This window comes from Agromyces sp. ISL-38 (assembly GCF_018613935.1).
In the GTDB taxonomy this organism is placed as follows: domain Bacteria; phylum Actinomycetota; class Actinomycetes; order Actinomycetales; family Microbacteriaceae; genus Agromyces.
The window spans coordinates 192770-209084 of sequence record NZ_JAGGPF010000006.1 but is presented as its reverse complement, the minus strand read 5'-3'; the positions used below and the strand labels follow the sequence as shown (position 1 = coordinate 209084).

Here is a 16315-nt window from a genome sequence, read left to right as displayed (position 1 = left end):
ACTACTCCCCCGAACTCCTAGCCCCTCGAATTGCTCGACCTATCTCGACATGATCGGGGATTTCTCGCCGATCCTGACACTACGCCGTCCAGAATACTCGGGACACCTCGGCGCAGCTCGACAGGCTCGGATCGAATAAACGTTGGATAAACGTTGACGCATCAAGTCCCGAAACCGGCGCTCAGGACTTGAACCCCGAACATCGCTCGAGGTCATAGGTATGGTCCTGTTCGCGACGCGCTCCGTTTTACTCGATGAGCGTGATCGGGATGAACGCCGCGAGCGGGATCGGGTCGCGGTTCTGATCGAACACGCGCAGCAGTTCGATGTACGTGCGCTTGTCGATGCTCCAGTCGTAGACCGCCGGCGGCGAGTGCGGATCCTGTGCTGTGAGATAGACAAGGTCGCCAATGAGGCGCGTCGTGCGTCCATTGCCGTCGACGAACGGATGGATACGGACGAGTTCGGCATGCACGGCGATGCCGAACTGACGGGCATCCCAGTCGTCGGTATTGGCCCACCGGTAGGCGAGGTTGTCCAGCGTGGAGCGCAGATCGACCTGGACGTGGGACGGATCGACGCCGATGCTGAGCATCCGAACTCGAGGCCGACCCGCCCACGACCAGACCGCACCGTACAGGCGCTCATGCACGTCGAACACGAAATCCGGTGTCAGGAGATCGCCGACGCGGAGCTCGCCGCGCAGCACTGCGTCGATGAGATCCAGGGCGACGGCCTGCTCGATCTCCTGCTCGAGTTCGAAGATCACGGCCTTCAACGGCGGATCGCCGACCACCGCTCGAGCCTCCGTTGTGAGGGCGTCAGCTTCATCCGGGTCGATCGGCGTCTCACCGTACCCGGGATCGAACGTCACTTGCCCGAACGAATCGCGCGCGCCTTGGCCGCCTCGACGAAACGACGCGCCTCCACAGACGGAACGTATCCACTCGGCACGACGCGGTTCTCAAGCTTGGCCGATGCCACCGTCGAACGAACGACCGCGCGCCGCAGCGCCACCGGCGAAACCTTCCGAACAGCAGCCACGTCGCACCTCCAAGACTCAGGGTCGTTTTCTCCAGTCTACGAGCGAACACCGCCCTTGACCCAGTCAGGATCCTAACGTTCAGCGTTCGACCGTCGGATAGCGCTGGCGCAAGAGTGTGAAGACAAGCGTCGCGGCTCTGCGGCGTAGCGGCGGCGCGCTAGTCGGGTCGGGCTGGGGAGCGAGACTGATTACTTTCGCTGCCGCCGCTCTCGACGATGAGTTCAAGATCCGCGGGGAGCCACGATCGGCGGCGCCGGAACCGATCGGTGCGACGCATCGCCTCAGGTAACTTCGCTGCTCGCCCGACCAGCCAGAGTGCGAAGAATGCCGCCGCAAGGGTTGCAAGTACCACCCACGGGCCCCAGTCACCCGTACCGGCCGCCCACCTCAGCGGGGAGAGCACGAGCCCGATGGGCGTGGACGCGTCTACCATTGACACATAGTCGAGGAGATCGCCGAGGACCGGTACCCCCACGAGCGCCGCAAGAATGGTCGCGGCCCAGGTCAGCCGGAGTGACCGGGCTGACTGAATGGTCGCAGTTCTAGTGGCATTGGCCTGGGAGGATAAGTTCAGCGCCGCCTCGATCGTGCGACGCATCTCCTCGCCGCCCAGATCGGTGAGGAGACGAGTCGCGATCTCCCGTGCTGAGCCATATCGGATCTCGTGCTGACGCATGTCCGAGAACACGTTGATCGCCTCGGCATAGGCGGTCTCGAGTTCCATGTCGTATAGCGGGCCAGCTATTGCAACGGATTCCAGATTCCGGAGCCGGAAGTATTGGAGCAACGTGTGCTCGACGATCAACACGGTGTCGAGATGATGAATCGGTTCCGGGGGCTGTCCGGCGACTTGAATCCGGGTCGTCGAACCGAGATTGGTATAGATCCGGTGGTCCGCGCTCACCGAGAGGTTCACGCCTGATAAACGATCGAGATCAACTTCCGCACGCGAAGTGAAGCGCGTCGCCACGCGGGCGATCGCATCCTCGTGACGAGTTCGCCACTTCGTTCCCGTCCTGCAGCAGGACCCCACTGCGGCGATCACAGTGGCATGCGTGTTCCATTCACGCGGAAGGCGCGCGCCAATGACTGCCCCGATGGCGCCGAGATGCTGATCCAGCGAATCCGCCATCGTGGGGGGGTCAGGGAAATCCATGACACGCACGCGGGCACCTGCGTCGCGCTCCGCCTGCCATTGGCCGAAGAGATGCTTATTAGGGAGGCCCGCCAAGAGCGGCTCCGGAATCTCGGAACGCACCAGAACCGCGCGGTCTGACCGAGAGATCTCTATGAGCTGGGTCGTGGTTAGTTCCCGATGAACCGGAAGCGCCACGGTCAGCTGTACAACACCAGATCGATGCAGGAGAAGACGCGGTTCGAAGACCACGTGTTCAGTCCCGCCGGATTGCGGCATCCGCAAGTCGTGATAAGAGCCCCGCAGGATTATTCGGACGAACTCGTCTCCATCCCTGCTGGAGCCACCAAAGAGTGTTGTATCGATACCGCGCTCAACAGCCGCGATCGTCTGGGCATCAATCACGATCTCCCGCGCGGTGTCTAGTGCCGCTTCGAGTGAGTCCGTGCTTGGTCCCTGGGAACCCGTCGTCGACGCAACCGCACCACTATGCGTTGACTCAGCCTGCGGATGTCGCAGCGTCTCGGCGACGATGCGCGGATGCCGAACTGCGAACTTTGCGGCCGCCAATATGGAGCGTCTGGACCGAAACTCGGCCGCGTCATCGCGCAGGCGCTCCCCTGAACGAATCACCTTTACGAGCGAACGCATCTTGGGTGTGATGCGGACGCCCGCCTCAGAGGGCCACGCAGCCGCCACTGCCACGTCGGCTCTAAGCAAGCGACGCACGGCGGACTCGAGGTCAATGGGGCCACCGGCGTGAGTGGTCATCGTGAAATGAATGGTGGGCGCAGCAAATAACGCTTCATGCTGTCCCGATCTACCAGCCATGCAGCAGACGACCCGTCAGGCTTCCGGAGGACTGTAGTCGCTCCGGCCGGGGACGCTCGGGGCCTGAATTGCGCAAAGGCGAACTTGTTCGATTTCCAGAACGGATAGCGCCATGGGTTGGTTTCTCCTCACGCCCGCAGAGTGCGTTGCGTATAGTCAGCCGCTCATTCAAAGGTACCGGCTCGTGCGCGATGCCGGCTCGACCACCGCACTTCAAGGCGTCACTTCAGTGACCGCTTTGCTGAACACCGACAGTCCCATCGACTGTTGGCAACGCCTTCTTCCGGGGTTTGGGGTACTCATCCCACATTCGAGCGAAATCGCTATCGTAACGACGCAGGAAGCGCAGTACCTCATTGCCATCATCGAACGGAGCGGAGCGAACAAGGTACTGCGGGCTTCTCAAGGAAGGCAGCCCGACCCATTCCAGACTGGATGGTCTGGCGAACGAGTGGGTCAGACTGCGTGGCCCAACGAAAAGAACAGTTCGCCTGCCCCACTCGTCGGAGGACTCAGCAGCAAGGTGGCAAACGTTCAGACCAAACCCGAGGTTCTCAAGAAGTCGAACCGCTCGGCCAACCGCTTCCAGGGTCGTCTCCATAGCTGCGAGCTCTGGGGAGGTGCGCCGATAGTGCGAATAGTCGTTTCGCACGCTGGAAAGCGTTCCTGCATCCATGATCGATTCGACTGCGGCCAGACCATCGACGATACGAATGCGACTGTGCTCCGCGAGGTCAAGAAACGGGTGGACTGATCGAAACGGGAAATGCTGAAGTGAGCTCCGGGTCGCGTAGTCCGGGTAGTTCTTCATCGGTCGCGCGTACTCGGTTGAGCGACCGATAAGCGCCGACAGGGCGCTGGCAAGCACCCCAAATCCACGCACCAGCGTGAACATCGTCAACCGCCCAGTGAAGCGCAGAGTCTCGTTCGGGGTCTTCGTCGCCCAGTTCTCATATGCCTGCGCGAGAAGGAGAAGTCCGTCCCGGCGGTCTCGTCCATTGTCATATGCAAACGGGCGCGCAGCCGAAATGTGATCACGCAAGAGGCTCCATGAAGCGAACGAAAGCGAGTCCTCAAGGATGCCTTCGAGGCTGCTGAAATAAGCGGAAGCCTGACCCCGAAACTCATCAGCATCGCCGGGCCCAGATCCTCTCCAGCTCTGAACTATCGCTGAGAGCTTCTCGTGCTGCCGCCAGAAACTCGCGTGTCCATCGTCCGCGGACGCCACCTCAAATCCCAGCTTCCAGGCCAGACGTGAGATGAGTTCCTCGTCCGAGAAACCGTCGAGATCGCCCAACCCCGAGACCTCGCTCGCGGCGATCGCACTACTGCTGCGCGAAAGCACCAATCGCGTGAGGGCCTCGTGCGGCGTACTCGTTCTCAGGTACTCATCGAGACGGCCCTCGAGTGAGTTCCCATCAACAGATCGCAACTGTCAATCGAGCTCGTGGCGATCGTCATCGTTGCCCGAGAGGTACAGCTTCCTGATCAACTCACGCTGGCGAAGCGTTGGTAAACCTGGATCTCCGGACACGAAGCGCACGCCCTGCGAACCAAGTTGGGGCTGCAGCCGGTACGCCCCAGAACGGAGGTGGCCCGTTGAGATAGGTGCCCGCACCTCACCCTCGGGAACTACGATCTCGCCGGCAAGAACGAGCTTGTCTAGTGCAGCTGCGATCGTCTGGTCGCTGTGCCATGGCGCCATCTCAAGGAGCTCCGGGCGCTCGCCTATCGGCTGGCTATCTCCGAGTTCTGCAATGAGGGTCCGCAGCTCCTCGAGGCCCAAGCAATCGCCTAACAACGTGACCATGGGAGCGATCCAATGATCCCCGAAGTGGGTCTCACTCAGATTGTTCAGCTCCATCGCCAACCCAGTCCAGTCGGCCTCTGGCGTCTCGAGAGATTCTAAGTATCGAACGAGTTTGTGCTGTTGCGAGTTGATCTCAGCGTTGTGCCCTGTGCTGAACACCACCGAGTGAAGGTCTCGGCAGACAGGATCACTGCAGTGAAATGCTGGGACTCGTTTGGAGAATCGGAGCGCACGTCCGGACTGCGCTTCCGTTAGGCCGCTTGGTCCGATGATGTAGCGCCCGTACTGAAAAACGCCACACGGAATCGCTTGAAGCAAACGCATGGTCTCCTCAGAAGACAGGTAGTCCTTCTCCTCCTCAAAGAGATCCGCAAACAGGTCGTAGAGATCGCGCGAGTAGATGAAAGGGAATCGAATTGCCCCGTCCCTCAGCTGCCTGCCAATTGATGACGACAGTGCCTTCGGATCTGTGGCCTCGATATCGACAAAAAGCTCGTCGTGTCCTAGCGTGAGCGCGCACATTAAATGTGCTTCCTTTGCAGGCACCTCTTCCTTGCGGATCAGCCTGCTCTTGAGCGCATTGCCGCGTGAAGTAAGAATGATGGCTTCATTCAGATCATCGGGGATCGTGTACTCGTCGTCGATGATGCAGTCGCGAAGAATCTCGATTAGATCGCTGATGTCCAGAAAGCGAGCTCGCCAATCCTCGCCTTGGTGCTTTCCAAGAAGCTGCTCAGCACTGGCACCGCTCACTCAAACCCCATTCGTCAAGCGCAATGGACAATGCTCTGAAGTATGCAGGTGGGCTGGCGACGGCGGCACCCCCCGTTCGAGGACTACCTGCTGACTCCGCTCGGGACGATGCGGGAAAAGCCCTCGGGCCGCCTAGCGCGATAGCGGATGGCCTCGCGGTTGAGCAAGTCGTAGACACGGAGAAGGCCGACGATCGATTTCTCCAGTTGCAGCGCATCCAGTTTCGTGAGGACGGTCGTCCACCGTACATCCGGACTAATGTGCTCGTACGCTGCACGACCCAATCGACGGCGCGTTTGGGCGGAGCCTGCCTCGAGTTCTGCCTGGCGCGCGGCGAGGAAGTCGCGGTCAGCCAGAGCCATGTCAAAGATCGCCTGCCCAAACCCGGTGATCCGGCCACCCCGATAGATGCTGAAGCGACCGTACAAGCCAGTCGGATCCTTCCGACCGTTCCCATCGCGAGGCCCGGCAACACCCAGGTAGATGATGCGAGAGTTGGCGCGAAACAGGCATACCCCGGGTGTGGTCGGCGCGCTGGTCGCAACGGCCGCGAACGGAGCCCACGCCGACCAGTCGGCTGCAGCTTCGACGGCGGCGACCGCCTCGTCGTATTCGATCATCGTGTCCTCTCGACCGTATCCGCTATGACCGTGGTTGACGCCTTCTGGCTCTCGAATCGATGCTCTCGCGCACTACGCTTGTCCGGTGCCGACGCCAACCCCCACTCCTGCCCCGGCCATGGGTTCCGTGTTATCAGGTTCTGACGAACCTTCGGCAAGTGATCTACTGGGCTTCTTAAGTTCGATCGTAAGCTCGCTTGCATGGCCACTCGTCGTGTTGACGCTCTTCCTCGTCTTCCGACGCCCACTCGTGTCGTTACTCTCAGCCCTCCTCGACCGAATGGGCCAACTCAAGCGGCTGAAAGCCCCATGGGGTGTCGAGGCAGAGTGGTTCGAAGAAAGTGTGGAGGAAGTTGAGGAGAGCGCCGAAGGGCTTCCATCGCAGAAGTCGCCCGACTACGTCGGCCGACCGGAGTCCACGCCGACGGACGACATCGCGCTGGAGCTGGCATCAATTGACCCTGCCGCGGCTGTCGTGACTGCCTTCATTCGGGTCGAGCGAGCAGCTGTAAACCTCCTTACCGCGATGGGAGAGTCTGTCACACGAAGCCCCATGGTCGCGGTACGTAAGTCGGAGCGGGTTGACCCCTACCTGAAGAGCTTGATCCTCGACCTGAGTCAGCTTCGGAATGCCGCCGCCCATCATCGAGAGATTGACATCTCGATGGAGACCGCGCGCAAGTATATCGATGCGGCGAATGCCGCAGTTCGGGAGCTCGAGCTGACGACGGTAGGGGCTCAGGACGACGAGTTCTGACCGAGTCCTTTCGGACCCCATCCGCCGGGTGTCTTCACGGCCTCCTTCCAGTCAATCGGTGCGCATCAAGGCAGTTTGTGCGCGCGCTTATGCGGCGCCAGTCACAGGTGGAGACGCCTCAGCGGAGGGTCAGGAACGGCAGTGACCGATCGGCTCAACCATCCCCTCCGGGGAGAGAAGTTGACGCTCAAACGACTTGCTGTCGACCCGTGGAATCGCATTGGCAACTCTGCTCGACCCTACGGGCCGGTACGCAAGCGCGTCACCCGAGCTGGGGCGTGATTTCACCCCCCGAGTCACTAGCCGGTTCAAGGGATCGAGACGTCTGGGCCTCGCGTGCGACGTGCCCGATCAGTGGGTCACTGTCGTGGGCGAGGCCCGCGAGGACTTCTGTCGGCGCGTCAGGGTTCAGCGCCACGAGGATCGCGAGGTCGACACTGCGGTCCGCGAGCTCAAGTAGGAGACCGGCGGGCGTAGCTTCGTTGAACGCGACCGCGTGCCGCACCTCGTCGTCCGTGTCGTCGGCGAGTGATCTCAGAATCTCCGGTGCGGTGTTGGGGTTCGCTGCCACGGCGCGCCGAACATTCGCGCTGCGCCGATCGCCGGCTAGGAACTTCAAGATGTCCGGGGGCGTGCGCGGCTCGTAGGCGACACGTATCCGGATCTCGGCCCGGGTGCTCGCCGCCATCTCATGGAGCTCGGCGAGGCTGCGTTCGGTCGTCGCTGACGAGGACTTCCTGGTTTCCTCTGCGCGTTGGATGTCTTCGGCGAGCGTCGCCGGATTCTCCGAAGCGGCCATCCGGACGAACAAGCTGTCGTCCGCCAGTAGCTCAGCGAGCACCCGGGAAGGTAGCGCCGGGTTGCTGGCCGCGTTGGCGCGGACGCGTGTGTCGTCGTCGTGGGCGAGCGAGACGAGGACGGAGACCTCCGCTGCAGCACTCTTCGCTGCAGCAGTGCGGACAGACGGATCCTGGTCGGAGGCGAGCTTCTCGATCAGGGCGCTAGACGCGGTGGGGTTCGATGCGACGGCGCTGCGGACGTCTTCGTCGACGCTCTTGGCGAGCCGTTCAAGGGTGGGCGCCGCGGTACGTGGGTCTCGAGCGCTGACGATGCGGAGGTCAGGGTCGCGCAGTCGACTCTTCGACAACCGGTTGAGCGCGTCCGAGAGCATCTCCGCTGGCAGCGTGACGTCGACCCGGCCCTTGATTGCGTTGAGCGTCATCAGCAGTTCGAGGTTTGCGCTCGCTTCCAACAACGGTGGCGCGACCGATGCGGCGAGCGCGGCCGGCGTGCTCGCGTTCTCGAGTACGGCCAGCCGGACGGCAAAGTCGGGATCTTCAGCCAGCCTGAGCAAGGCTCTTGGCGGCGCGGCATGGTTCCCGGCAAGAGCGGCTCTGACTCCCCCATTCTTGTCCTCAACCAGCGCGTCCGCGGCCACAGCGGGGAGCATCTCTGAGGACGCCACACGTTCTCGAGCATCCACGGAGCGGCTGAACCGCAGTCGGGCGATGAGGGCGGGCACGTTCTCGGCGGGGACCGAGGGGTTGGTGATCAACGCTGCGACGACGTCAATGGACTTGTGCTGGGTCAACACTCTGATTGAGGCGAGCGGGGTGGATGGATGTGCGGCAACGACCATCAGGACCAGGTGGTCGTGTTGGGACGGGGTGGTGCTGCGTTGCCATTGCGGCCGGTCGTCGCCGTCCGTTCGGAACTGGACGCGCCTTCGGCGGTCTCCTGCAAGTTCTGTCAAGAGTGGGCCGAGTGCGTCCTGTGGGAGATCGACCGACCGCTGGAGGGCGTCCCAGCGGATCTCGGGATCCGCGTCGGACAAGAACCGGTAGCGTGCGTCTGAATCCTCTGCCGGCCAGTCCCGAGCTATGCTCCGCCTAATCCACTTGGGTCGGCCCTCCCGGAGCAGGTCGGCTCTCACTTGCTTTGGCAGCCCCTGACTTATCCACGCCGGCCTGTCAACAGACCGCCCGGTCATCGTGGCCCAGCGCTTGCTCGCTTCCGGAATCGGGAGCTCGCGGTCCCAATAGAAGTTGCTGCCGCTCGTCCTGCGAAGGAAGTCCGCGAACCACTGGGTGTCCAAAGCTCCCTCGTCGCGGTCCGAAACAGGCCGGTATGGCTGAGAAGAGTTGGGCGAGTCGAGCCTGGCAACCCCGTCATTGGCCGTCGCTGTCCGCTGCACGGTGCGGTCGGAATTGGAGGTCAGCGCCTTGAGGAGCGTTCGTGGCGCACCTCGGTTCGCGGCAACGGCACGTCGCACGCCGATGCTGCGATCGCGCGAAAGCTCGTCGAGTACGTCATACGGGGCCCGCTCATTCTTGGCGACGCCTTCGCGGACCCGTGCGAGCCGGTCCCCTGCGAGTTGCCGGACGACCACCTCGGGCGTGGCAATGTTCCGACCGACTCGGAAGCGGAGGTCAGCATCCTCACCGTCAGCGAAATGCTTCAGCATGTATCCCGGAGTGTGCGGGTTGTCGGAAAGGAGTTGGTCCTTTCGGCGCTGCGACACGGGGACTCGGACCGCGATCTGGGCACCGCCAGCTGCCCTCTGGAAGCCCGCCCGTAGGCTCGGTAACATCACGTCTGGATCCCCGCCGAGAAGCAAGTCAAGGCTCCACGTTGCCGTCCTGCTCTGCCTCGGCAGCCAGATTCCCACGCGTCGAATGCCGAGCGCGTCGTCAACGTCAAGCATGACGTAGCCGAGCAGCTGTCGCAGGAACCCTCGCAGCGTCGGCGCAGTTAGCTTGTTGTAGGCCTTGGCGTCGACCAGCACGTCACCGATGAGCCAATCCCCATCCGCGCCTCCAACTAGATCGGAACCGGCGAAGGACGGGTTCGGCTCGAATCGCTCGCCGTCTGACATCAGCTCGATCCACTCCTCGAGCTGTTCATGGTTCGTCTCCATCAGGGAGCGAAGGTCCGCGAGCGACCGCTCGTCGAGACCGTCAGCGAACGCCTGACCGTCCGCGGCGAAGTCGCAAGCGTCTCCAACGGAACCATTCAGTACCTCAGCGCCGCCCCGATAGATCTGTTCGCAGAAAGCGAGGAGAAGCGCCGCGCGATCCAGACCCGCGCTGTCGGACGTCACGTCAAGGAGTTCGACAGCAACGGCAAATGCCTCTTCCAGGATGCGGGCGCGATGCGCGCCGTTCTCGACCTGACCCAGGAGGCCGGGCAGGTTCGCGACGCCAGCCGCGGCGGCCGAGAAGTGCGGGTCGAACCCGCCGAGGGCGATGCGCGCCCGAAAGTCGACGGCCATGCCCGACCGAGATCCGTCCACTCCCGGTCGCAAAGGGACCACGGTCGGACTCATCGCAAGCCTCCTGAAGCCGAATTGATCCGATTTCTCAGAGTTATCCATGTGCGCCAAGAGCCCGTCCAGATACATTCGCACCGGGGAACCAGAGTCCTGCAGGTGCTCCGTGAGGCTCAAACGTTCTCCCGCACGCCAGGCCTCGTCACGCCGAACCGGCCCCAATTCCCGGTTCGCTTCGAGCGCGCCGCCGTCGTCCACTCCGCCATGGCGCCAGCGCTATCGTGGCGCTCACCTCGCCAGCTCCAGCGAGCTCTTGTGATCTCGGCCCACGCCAATCGAGCCATGTCCTGGCCCGGGCATCGATCGTGTCCCCACGCCTGCGACGACCCTACCCCTGCACCGGCAGTCGCTCTCGAGAAACACAGGACAGGGCGCGCCCATCCGCCTGAGGGAATGGGAGGAAGACGCCCCGGAACGCATAAACCACGGCGCTCTAGAACGCGCGAAAATGCGTTGGATAAATGTTGGATAAACGTGAACGCATCGCAATGACGCAATGCGCGGTCAGAAAATCCCCGATCAGAATGCAAATAGGCCCGATCAACACTCGACTCGCGAATCAACTGGACTTGGAGTCAAGTCCCGAACAAAAACACCTGATCAGAGCGGTTATCATGGTTCTCGGTCCGTTGGATCCGCGCTCGATTCGAAAACATGCCTTCCCTGGAATGGTTTGAGAAACCCTGATCAGGAGCTAATTCCGAGAGGTAGGGCGGACGGGACTTGAACCCGTGACCGATGGACTCACCCGGGACTATTTTCCCGGACGTCAAGTCTCGGTGACCACTCGATTGATTTCGACATGACCGGGGATTTCTCGCCGATCCTGATTCTGCGCAACCCAGACTACTCGACCTATCTCGACGCGACTCGGGCGGCTTCGGATCGAATAAACGTTGGATAAAGGTGAACGCATCCAGTGCCCGCCGAGGCTCACGCGACTTGAGCCCGAGTCCTCACGTCCATTCCTCAGGGAAGCCCAGCGTGCTTCTCGCTTCCACCGCTTCGAGAGAGCTCGACCGTGAGTGCGGCATGGTCGCTAATCCGGCTCACCTTGGGAGTTCAGTCATAGCTGACATCTACGACCTGTCCCGCAGTCGCGGAGGTCATGAAAGCGTGGTCGATCCTGAACCCGTTCCCAGTATGCGACCACCACGAGTACTCGGAGACATCCGGGTTCCTGGTTCGCCAGACATCCACAACTCCGGAGTTACCCATGACATGGAAACGGTCAGCGCCGATGAACGCGACCGTCCCGGGAACTCGGTCCAGTGGGTTGTCGCCAGTATTGAAATCGCCAATGAACAAGTTGGCCCTGTTCTCGGATGCCGCAGCGATCAGACCGTCCCAATACGGTAGCTTCGGTTTCCCGTTCGGAAGGCCGATGAAAATCGAACATCTCTCACCTCAGCCGGAGTGTCGCCTCGCGTTGTCGGAGGTTGGTGCTCCAATTGTTTCGTGACCCTCTAACTCGCGCTTCATAGAGACACCCGATCCGGGGGTCGCTACAAGGCATGGAGGTTCCAGGTGGCATTCACGGAGATTGTCGTTGTCCCGGGTGACATTGGGAACGGGCCGGGGGCGGCCAACATCGTTAGCGTCTCCTCCGCGCTCGCGAGCAATGCGCAGTCACTACTCGCTGCCTACACGGCTGCAATGCCGAAGTTCGATTTCTCGGCGCTCACGCCTGCCGTCGACGTCGCATCGCTAATTCCGAAGATCGATACCGGCGCGCTCACGGCGATTGCGAACGTGCAGAGCATGCTGCCGAAGATGGAGATGCTCGTGCCGTCGTTGAACATTGCCGCCGCGATGCCCAAGTTCGACTACGCGTCACTGATGCCACGGACAGCCGCCGCCGAAGTCCTTCGGGCGCAGGAGTCGCTGCTCGCGGGACTGCCGGATTACTCCAAGATGCTGGGCGGGATCCGCACGGACTGGCTTGCGGCGATCCGACCGCAGGTCGACCTCACGGCAACGTTGCAGCCCATCTTCGAGATGCTTCGGTCGTTCGACTGGGACTCGATTACGAAGCCGCTACGCGTTCCAGACAACTGGCCTGACGACATTCACGACAACCTTCCAGAGTTGCTCGAAATGGTAAACCGTGACGGTATCCCTGCCGCATGGGTACCCCGAAGCGAAGTGCTTACGCCCCTCCTCGCTGCGTCGGCTGGCGACGAACGGTCCGAGGTGCTCATAAAGCACCGCGACGAAATCCTTGATGACTGTTCGGCATGGCTCGATGACCTCTCCGATCCAGTTCTCGATGCTGTCCTTCCGATCGCCCGCGAGGTACTCGACGCATGCCGGAATGGCTTTTGGAAGGTCGGCGCCATCTCCGCGGTACAAGTGGTGCACAGCATCGTGGAGTCCCTCCATTGGGTCAGCGATCGGCAACGAGTCGCCAAGCACCACGTCCTGACGATGGAGACGCCATACGCCCGGATGCTCGAGCAGGCGACCCGAGCACCGCTCGTTCTGTTCTACGACGACTGGAACCCGCTGTCGGGCAAGCCGCGGCCTGCCCATCTGACGCGCCACGTGGTTTCACATCGCCTCGGCGAAGACCAAGTCAACGAACGCAACTGCATCGTGGCCGTAATGCTCATGGCCTCACTCCTTGTCACCGTCTACCAACTCGACCTCGGCCAGAAGGAGATCGCCGCATGAGCGGGATTGGATTTCGCCAGTACCACTGGAACCATCTTGAGCGTGGCTCCACGATTGTGCTTGAGCTAAGCGCGACGGCCAACGTGAAACTGATGGACTCGAGCAATTTCTCCGCCTATAAGGCCGGACGCGCTCATCACTTCCGCGGTGGGCAGGTGACGAAGTCGCCCTTTCCATTTGTGGTGCCGTCTACAGGCACGTGGTACCTCACGATCGACAGGATGGGCATGGGGCGAGCCAACGTGCGTAGCTCTGTGCGCGTGCTTCCGCCGCCACTACCCGTGGCGCAACCCGCGCGGATCACCTCGCTGTCGGGAATTCGCGCGGAGCCTCCAGTGCGGCTCACGCCCGATGAGACGGGGCAGACCTGGGATGTGTTCATCTCTCACGCCAGCGAAGACAAGGCAGTGGTCGCTATCCCGCTGCACGATGCCCTCAGCGAGCGCGGCCTGAAGGTCTGGCTTGACAAGGGCGAGCTCCGAATTGGCGACAGCCTCCGCCGCAAGATCGACTACGGCCTCGCGCACTCATCGTTCGGGATTGTAGTCATGTCGAAGTCGTTCTTCGCGAAGGGCTGGCCACAGTACGAACTCGACGGCATCGTCGGGCTCTCCGTGGCCGGCAAGCAGCGAATGCTCCCGATCTGGCACGAGATTTCGAAGGACGAAGTCGAACGGGAGTCGCCGTCGCTGGCTGACAAGATCGCTCGCACGACCGCGACCAGCACCATCGCAGAGATCGCGGACGAGATCGCCGCGGTCGTCCTTGCCGCCGAGCCGGCGGCCTGAGGCCTTGGCGGGCATGCCGAGATGACCAATGCGACAAATCCGCGAACCGTTACTTCGGTGCTCGCCGAGGTAGGGACTGACACCATCACCGTGACATGGGGGCTCGGAAAACCAGGCGAAGCAAGCGACATTGAGTTCTTCGGCTACGGCCTTTGTTACTACGACCCGACGGGGAACGGCGGCAAGCGGCTCGGCGTTCGGTTCGGCGAGGTGGTCACGGCGTGGATATTCGACAACGCCAGCGCGACGCAGGCCAACTACGACGCTTCTTCGGTGAGCGTTACCGACGATGCGGTCGTGGCGCTCTTCAATGACGCCAGCCTGGGTCTCGGCGAAGTGGGCACCATCTTGGCGTACGCGCACATCAACGGGCGTGACACACAGACAGACCTCCCCGTCACGCTGCTCCGTTGACGGGAACGGTATTGAAGTCCCGATCGGTGGGAGGGACATCAGGCCGACAGCTCGTGCGATGCACGGAGCAGAGCTGTCTGCGCGCATTGCCCGCATGAGGGTCGGTGAGCGACAGCCCGTAGCGCGATCACCAAACGGGCACCGCCCTCAGACGGGGCCATCGCGTGCGGCGAGATCGTTAGTCCCACGTGTAGTTCGGATAGCCTCGTCCACGCGTGCAACAATCTCGCCGTCGAAATCCTCCGGGTGCACCTCGATAAGCGTCACCCCATGCTGAGCGCAAAGTGCAATTCACGCGACGGTTACCGCCGTAAGCGGGGAGCTTCGCCTGAGCGGGGGTGATCTTCGCCCGGCGGGTGGCCAGGAATTCGCGCGGATCGTCTCGGTTGTCCATACCCCCGCACGCTACCCCTCCCCCGTGTCGGCAGGGAGGCTCTGCGGGAGCCTGCTTCCACAGAGCCTGTTCAGCTGACTCGAGCCGTCGTTCACTGGATATGCGACCGGCAACGGATACGGGAGCAGAAGGAGAACGATCATGGCCACTTGGCTCATCACGGGATGCTCAACAGGGCTCGGACGTGCACTCGCAACCGCCGTCCTGGACCACGGAGACAACGCGATCGTCACCGCACGCGACGTCCAGAAGGTGAGCGGCTTCGCCTCCCAGTACCCTGAGACGGCACTGGCGCTCCCGCTCGACGTGACCGAGGCCACGCAGGTGTGGGCGGCGGTGTCCGCCGGCTCCGACCGCTTCGGCGGTATCGACGTGCTCGTGAACAACGCCGGTTATGGCTACCGTGCCGCCGTCGAAGAGGGCGACGACGTTGACGTTCGGGCACTGTTCGACACGCACTTCTTCGGGGCGGTCGGGATGATCAAAGTGGTGCTGCCGCAGATGCGCGCCCGCCGCTCAGGCACGATCGTCAACCTCTCCTCGATCGGGGCGCGAATGACGCCAGCCGGGTCCGGCTACTACTCGGCCGTCAAGTCGGCCATCGAAGGCCTCACCGGGTCGCTCCGCAAGGAACTGGCACCGCTGGGCATCATTGCGATGGTGGTCGAGCCGGGCGCATTCCGCACCGACTTCTTCGGCCGCTCGCTCACCCAATCGGCCACCGTGATCGACGACTACGCCGAGACGGCCGGCAAGCGCCGCAAGGAGAACGACACCACCGACGGCACCCAGCCCGGCGACCCGGCCAAGGCCGCGCGCGCCATCATCACCGCCGTCGAGGCACCAGACGCGCCAGAAATCCTCGTGCTCGGCAAGGATGCGATCGCCGCGTACCGCTCGTCCCTCAACCAGCAGACCGCCGACCTGACGGCCTGGCAGAACCTCAGTCAGAGCACGGACCTCGACGACTGAGCCACACCCCACACCGCTGAATCAGGAAGACACCCTCGATGACCACGACCGCTCCCTCCACCGCGATCGTGCAGCACGCGCCCACCCGGCCGCGATCCTCACGATCATCCTCGTGAGCTACTTCATTATCGTGCTCGACAACTCGATCGTGTTCACCGGCCTCGCAAGGATCCGCGAAGACCTCGGCTTCACGACCGCTGGCCTGTCCTGGGTGCAGAACGCCTACGCGCTGGTGTTCGGCGGGCTGCTATTGCTCGGCGCTCGGGCCGGTGACATTCTCGGACGTCGGCGCATGTTCGTCATCGGGCTCGTGATCTTCTCCCTGGAGTCACTGGCGATCGGCCTGTCCCCGTCGAGTGGCTGGATGATCGTCGCCCGCGCCGCGCAAGGGATCGTGATGCACAGCAACTGACCCGGCTCCACCTTCGCAGGCAGAACCGGGTCGGTTGTCATTGCGCGTACTGACGACGACGGCCCAGACCGGGCAAGCCGCCGCTCACGGCCCAGATGCTATGCGAAGCCGTCCGCCTGGGCGGCAGGGTTGGTGCGGCATCCACGCCCTCCATGATCTTCCGAAGGCGCTCGTCCTTGATCTCGGCATTGCGCCCGATGATCCACTCTCGGTGCCAGGCGTAGCACTCGAGCCAGGAGGCGCAACTTCCACGAGAACGTCTTCTTCAAGGTGGCGTGGGTAGCGAGTTCCAGTTCGCCATCCTGCAGCGAAAGTGGTGCGTCGGAGGAGGAATTCGAATGGGTAGGCTCCGCTTCGTTCGAAGCTGCCCTATGGCAGCTCGG

The 16315-nt window shown here is 62.5% G+C and carries 13 protein-coding genes and 1 pseudogene; 6 read left to right on the top strand and 8 right to left on the bottom strand.

Features of this window, described 5'->3' with window-relative positions; translation table 11 throughout:
* Window positions 1-247: 247 nt before the first annotated feature.
* From J7E25_RS05885 to J7E25_RS05860, 6 genes are all read right to left on the bottom strand, one after another.
* The gene (locus J7E25_RS05885; RefSeq protein ID WP_214868850.1) at window positions 248-874 is read right to left on the bottom strand and encodes a Fic family protein; all 627 of its coding nucleotides are present in this window, start codon (window positions 872-874) and stop codon (window positions 248-250) included.
* Window positions 871-1044, bottom strand: coding sequence for a hypothetical protein (locus J7E25_RS05880; RefSeq protein ID WP_214868849.1), 174 nt, complete (start codon window positions 1042-1044; stop codon window positions 871-873). Before J7E25_RS05880 ends, J7E25_RS05885 begins: the two co-directional genes overlap by 4 nt.
* Before the next feature lie 158 nt (window positions 1045-1202).
* Complete coding sequence (locus J7E25_RS05875) at window positions 1203-2951, bottom strand: hypothetical protein (protein ID WP_214868847.1); 1749 nt, start codon at window positions 2949-2951, stop codon at window positions 1203-1205.
* A gap of 286 nt (window positions 2952-3237) precedes the next feature.
* Window positions 3238-4308 (bottom strand): hypothetical protein, encoded by a 1071-nt coding sequence (locus J7E25_RS05870; RefSeq protein ID WP_214868845.1) that lies wholly within the window; start codon window positions 4306-4308, stop codon window positions 3238-3240.
* Between the two features lie 138 nt (window positions 4309-4446).
* The gene (locus J7E25_RS05865; protein ID WP_214868843.1) at window positions 4447-5574 is read right to left on the bottom strand and encodes a hypothetical protein; all 1128 of its coding nucleotides are present in this window, start codon (window positions 5572-5574) and stop codon (window positions 4447-4449) included.
* An 83-nt stretch (window positions 5575-5657) separates the two neighbouring features.
* Window positions 5658-6194 carry a hypothetical protein gene (locus tag J7E25_RS05860; RefSeq protein ID WP_214868841.1) on the bottom strand — a complete coding sequence of 179 codons (537 nt, stop codon included), beginning with the start codon at window positions 6192-6194 and terminating at the stop codon, window positions 5658-5660.
* A gap of 217 nt (window positions 6195-6411) precedes the next feature.
* Here J7E25_RS05860 and J7E25_RS05855 point away from each other — a divergent pair, with 217 nt between their 5' ends.
* Window positions 6412-6951 (top strand): hypothetical protein, encoded by a 540-nt coding sequence (locus tag J7E25_RS05855; protein ID WP_214868839.1) that lies wholly within the window; start codon window positions 6412-6414, stop codon window positions 6949-6951.
* 262 nt (window positions 6952-7213) lie between these two features.
* On the opposite strand, the gene J7E25_RS05850 is transcribed toward J7E25_RS05855, so the two are convergent.
* Window positions 7214-10222, bottom strand: a complete 3009-nt coding sequence (locus J7E25_RS05850; RefSeq protein ID WP_214868837.1) for a hypothetical protein — start codon at window positions 10220-10222, stop codon at window positions 7214-7216.
* Window positions 10223-11806: 1584 nt separating this feature from the next.
* Here J7E25_RS05850 and J7E25_RS05845 point away from each other — a divergent pair.
* The 3 genes from J7E25_RS05845 to J7E25_RS05835 are packed head-to-tail and all read left to right on the top strand — an operon-like array spanning window position 11807 to window position 14154.
* The gene (locus J7E25_RS05845; protein ID WP_214868835.1) at window positions 11807-12952 is read left to right on the top strand and encodes a hypothetical protein; all 1146 of its coding nucleotides are present in this window, start codon (window positions 11807-11809) and stop codon (window positions 12950-12952) included.
* Window positions 12949-13740, top strand: a complete 792-nt coding sequence (locus J7E25_RS05840) for a DUF1883 domain-containing protein (protein ID WP_214868833.1) — start codon at window positions 12949-12951, stop codon at window positions 13738-13740. Before J7E25_RS05845 ends, J7E25_RS05840 begins: the two co-directional genes overlap by 4 nt.
* Window positions 13741-13761: 21 nt before the next feature.
* Window positions 13762-14154, top strand: coding sequence for a hypothetical protein (locus tag J7E25_RS05835; RefSeq protein WP_214868831.1), 393 nt, complete (start codon window positions 13762-13764; stop codon window positions 14152-14154).
* A gap of 292 nt (window positions 14155-14446) precedes the next feature.
* On the opposite strand, the pseudogene J7E25_RS17790 reads toward J7E25_RS05835, so the two are convergent.
* Window positions 14447-14548, bottom strand: a pseudogene (locus tag J7E25_RS17790) (transcriptional regulator); the annotation flags it as partial.
* A gap of 141 nt (window positions 14549-14689) precedes the next feature.
* Between J7E25_RS17790 and J7E25_RS05830 the strand changes: the two are divergent.
* Together J7E25_RS05830 and J7E25_RS05825 are read left to right on the top strand one after the other, a co-directional pair.
* Window positions 14690-15520 carry an oxidoreductase gene (locus J7E25_RS05830; RefSeq protein ID WP_214868830.1) on the top strand — a complete coding sequence of 277 codons (831 nt, stop codon included), beginning with the start codon at window positions 14690-14692 and terminating at the stop codon, window positions 15518-15520.
* A 112-nt stretch (window positions 15521-15632) separates the two neighbouring features.
* Entirely contained in the window at window positions 15633-15932 is a 300-nt protein-coding gene (locus J7E25_RS05825; RefSeq protein WP_308164387.1) for an MFS transporter, read from the top strand.
* Window positions 15933-16315 lie beyond the last annotated feature (383 nt).